The organism is Bacteroidales bacterium (assembly GCA_021157585.1).
Taxonomy (GTDB): domain Bacteria; phylum Bacteroidota; class Bacteroidia; order Bacteroidales; family UBA12170; genus UBA12170.
On record JAGGWH010000020.1, the window covers coordinates 1 to 3,380 of the forward strand.

Here is a 3,380-nt window from a genome sequence, read left to right on the forward strand (position 1 = left end):
ACGGGGCTCACTTTAAAATTCGGGTGGATAGAAAATATTTTGTATTTTTATCACATGGATTTAGAAGTAGTATTAAATTATCTTTTACCTAAAGAAATGCTTGAGTATTTTGATTTGGTAAAAATAGAAAGAACCACGGAAGATGTTTTGTTATTACATTTGGATGAAAAGCCAATAAAGCCAACAGGACATACAGAAAAACAATTAGTATCAAAAGGTTTTGATGAGCCTGTACGAATTCAGGATTTTCCTATAAGGGATAAAACTGTTTACCTAAGAGTACGGCGACGTAAATGGATAGATAAAACAACAGGAAAAGTATATACCACTAATTGGGATTTAACAGCAAACGGTACAAGTTACACAAAAGAGTTTGCTGATTTTTTAAAAGGATTTCTTAGATAATTATCCTATTAGTAGTAACAGTTTAGAGAAATTTTATCATGTCAATGGTGATTATTTTGGTCAACAATACAAAGAATATTTAAGCGATTATAAGAATTGGGATCAAAAAGAACATGCTAAAGAATGGATGATTTTTCCTGAAAATATTGGGTGCCAATTAAGCATTGATGAAACAAGTTTATCAAATGGCGAATTATATACAATTTTAACCAATAAAGTCGGGAAGGGAAAGAAAGGCACAATTGTGGCTATGGCTGAAGGAACTGGTAGTGAAAAAATAATTGAAGTTATAGAACGGATACCTGAAAAAAACAGAAAACAAGTAAAAGAGGTTACTTTGGATATGGCAGGTTCAATGAATAAAATAATTATAAATTGTTTCCCAAAAGCAACAAAAGTTATTGATCGTTTTCATGTCCAGAAATTAGCTTACGATGCACTTCAAGAAATGCGAATTGCTCATAGATGGGATGCTATAAACGAAGAAACAAATGCTATAGAAAATGCGAGAACAGATGGCACAAAGTACATTCCTATTCTATTTTCAAATGGAGACTCTCGAAAACAATTATTGGCACGTAGTCGATATTTATTATTTAAATCTACCGAAAAATGGACAGAAAAACAGAAACAAAGAGCCCAAATTCTATTTGAACAATATCCTGATATAAAAAAGGCTTACAATCTAACACACCGTTTGAGAATGATATTTTCTCATACTAAAGAAAAGGGCGTAGCTTATACAAAACTGGCAAGATGGTTTAATGAAATTACAGAATCAGGATTTAAATCATTTAATACAATATCGGCAACTATTTATAGTCATTATCCAGAGATACTAAACTTCTTTGACAACAGAAGTACAAATGCTTCAGCAGAATCTTTTAATGCTAAGATAAAAGCTTTTCGTGCTACACAAAGAGGTGTGACAGATATATCATTCTTTTTATTCAGACTTGCTAAAATTTATGCGTAATCCACCCGAATTTTAAAGTGAGCCGAAACTATTTTATTATTAGATGTTTGTAGTTTTATGCCATACATTCTGTTTATTAGTTTTAAAGCTTCCGTTATAGAAAAATCAAGTTTATTTTTATTAATTATTCTTTCAAGTTCTTTGAAAATAAGATATGACATAAATGAAATACAAATATGAGTTTCAACTCTTTGTCTTAAACGATGAAATATTGGTCTAACTCTTAAATCAGTTTTTGATATTCTAAATGCTTTTTCAATTTTCCAAAGATTGTTATAACTATTGAGCACATCTTCACTACTAAGCTTAGTATTAGTGATATATCCTTTTAATCCATCCCATTTTGCATCATTTTTTAATTTTTCTTTGTCAATGCTTATTGTCATCTCACCTTTCATCTTCAGATATTTATTGTAACCTCTATTATTGATATTTTTCTTAGTAAGTCGCCCTGAGGATATACTTTTTTCTAGCTTGTTAATTCCTCTGTCTCTATTGTATGAATCTTTACGTGCACGCTTCTCCGAATAGCTTATATGTATAGTTAAACCTTCGTCATTTTTTATCGTTTTTACTTCGCCATTTTTTAATTTTAAATTTAGTATTTTATCTATTATATGCTTTTTCTCATTCTTTATTCTTGCCCCAAGTATAAATTTGAAATTATTCTCTATTAGTGCTTTAATATTACTGCTACTTAATAAACCTGAATCAGCTACAACTATTGGCTTATCTATCTTAAATCTATTAATATATTTTTGTAAAACTAAAATCAGAGTATGACCTTCATATGTATTTCCTTCAAAAATTTCATAGCCAATAGGATATCCCTCTTTTCCTACAAGTAAACCCAATAAAATCTGTGGATTTTGATGTTTGCCATCTTTTGAAAAACCTGCAATTCGGTAATCATAAGGTTCACTTGCTTCAAAATAGATTGTGGTCACATCATAAAATAATACGCCTATTTTTCCACCTAAAATTTGTTTAGTATAGTTGAAAGAGATGTCTTCGATCTTCTTTTTTAATTGATTATGAATCTTATCCATAAAACGATATATACTATATACTGAGATAGGTTTTTCTCCGATATCACTTAAATATTTTGATAGTTGTAACTTACTCCCAGGATGACTTATTCGTGATATTGCTAGATGACGTAGCAACGGTTCTTGAAGTGCGTCAAAACCTATTTTGTCGTAAATCCTTCCAAAGATTAATTCTGGTCCTATTACTTGAATAGAGTCGTTAGACAACTCTGCAATATCTGGTTTTACTTCTGCATCAAATAATGTAGGCCCAAATAGTCTTGGTAACTCATATAATGCTTGTAAATATAATTCTTCTATTTCATTAGCGTTTTTTGATGACCCAATAGTTTTAATAACCCTATTACTCCTATTTATCTTTTGAATAATTTGGATACTTACGCTTCCACTTTTGTTCTTCTTCTTTCTAATAAACATACAACAAAAGTAAATGAGACACCCATATCTACCAAACATTTATATTTATCTTGCTGATTATCTTTTAGTTACAATTCGTGCATTTTTAAACCGCACAAAACAGGAAGACATGCGAAGGTTACAAATAAATAAAAAAAATTTTTTAACACAACCCTTTCGGCTGTCGCCACTTTCCCTTAAAAAGGGAAAGAAGCATTAACCAAACAGAAAGAAAACTTAAATATTTTCTAATAAAATTTATTCAAAGCATTCTCCCCTGTTTCAGGGGAGATGCCGACAGGCAGAGGGGTAACTAAAATAAAATAACCACCCAGCTGGTACGCGATTACACCTCGTTCCACAAAAACAAGCCCCACTTGTCCGCATGCTTTTTTCTCCTATTAAAAAGAAATATACGAAACTTACAAGTTCCGATTTCGACCTCAAAAAAATTTTGTAGTTTTCAAACGCAACGAAGCGTTAAAAAATAAAAGCTGTTTGAACGACCGCAGGGAGTAATTTCTTTTATTTTAGCGAAGTGCAGTGTAGAAAAC

The 3,380-nt window shown here is 30.9% G+C and carries 3 protein-coding genes; 2 read left to right on the forward strand and 1 reads right to left on the reverse strand.

Features of this window, described 5'->3' with window-relative positions; all coding sequences use genetic code 11:
- Together J7K39_00970 and J7K39_00975 are read left to right on the forward strand one after the other, a co-directional pair.
- Positions 1-405, forward strand: a 405-nt coding sequence (locus J7K39_00970) for a hypothetical protein (GenBank protein MCD6178451.1), incomplete at its 5' end; no start/stop codon positions are given.
- 7 nt (positions 406-412) lie between these two features.
- Entirely contained in the window at positions 413-1,381 is a 969-nt protein-coding gene (locus J7K39_00975) for a transposase (protein ID MCD6178452.1), read from the forward strand.
- On the opposite strand, the gene J7K39_00980 is transcribed toward J7K39_00975, so the two are convergent.
- Entirely contained in the window at positions 1,372-2,847 is a 1,476-nt protein-coding gene (locus tag J7K39_00980) for an IS1634 family transposase (protein MCD6178453.1), read from the reverse strand. The two genes, J7K39_00975 and J7K39_00980, sit on opposite strands and share 10 nt — an antisense overlap.
- Between the last annotated feature and the right edge of the window lie 533 nt (positions 2,848-3,380).

What these genes read in the sequence shown, in the direction of transcription:
- J7K39_00980 (MCD6178453.1), bottom strand. Translation starts at nt 2,847, where the DNA reads ATGTTTATTAGAAAGAAGAAGAACAAAAGTGGAAGCGTAAGTATCCAA.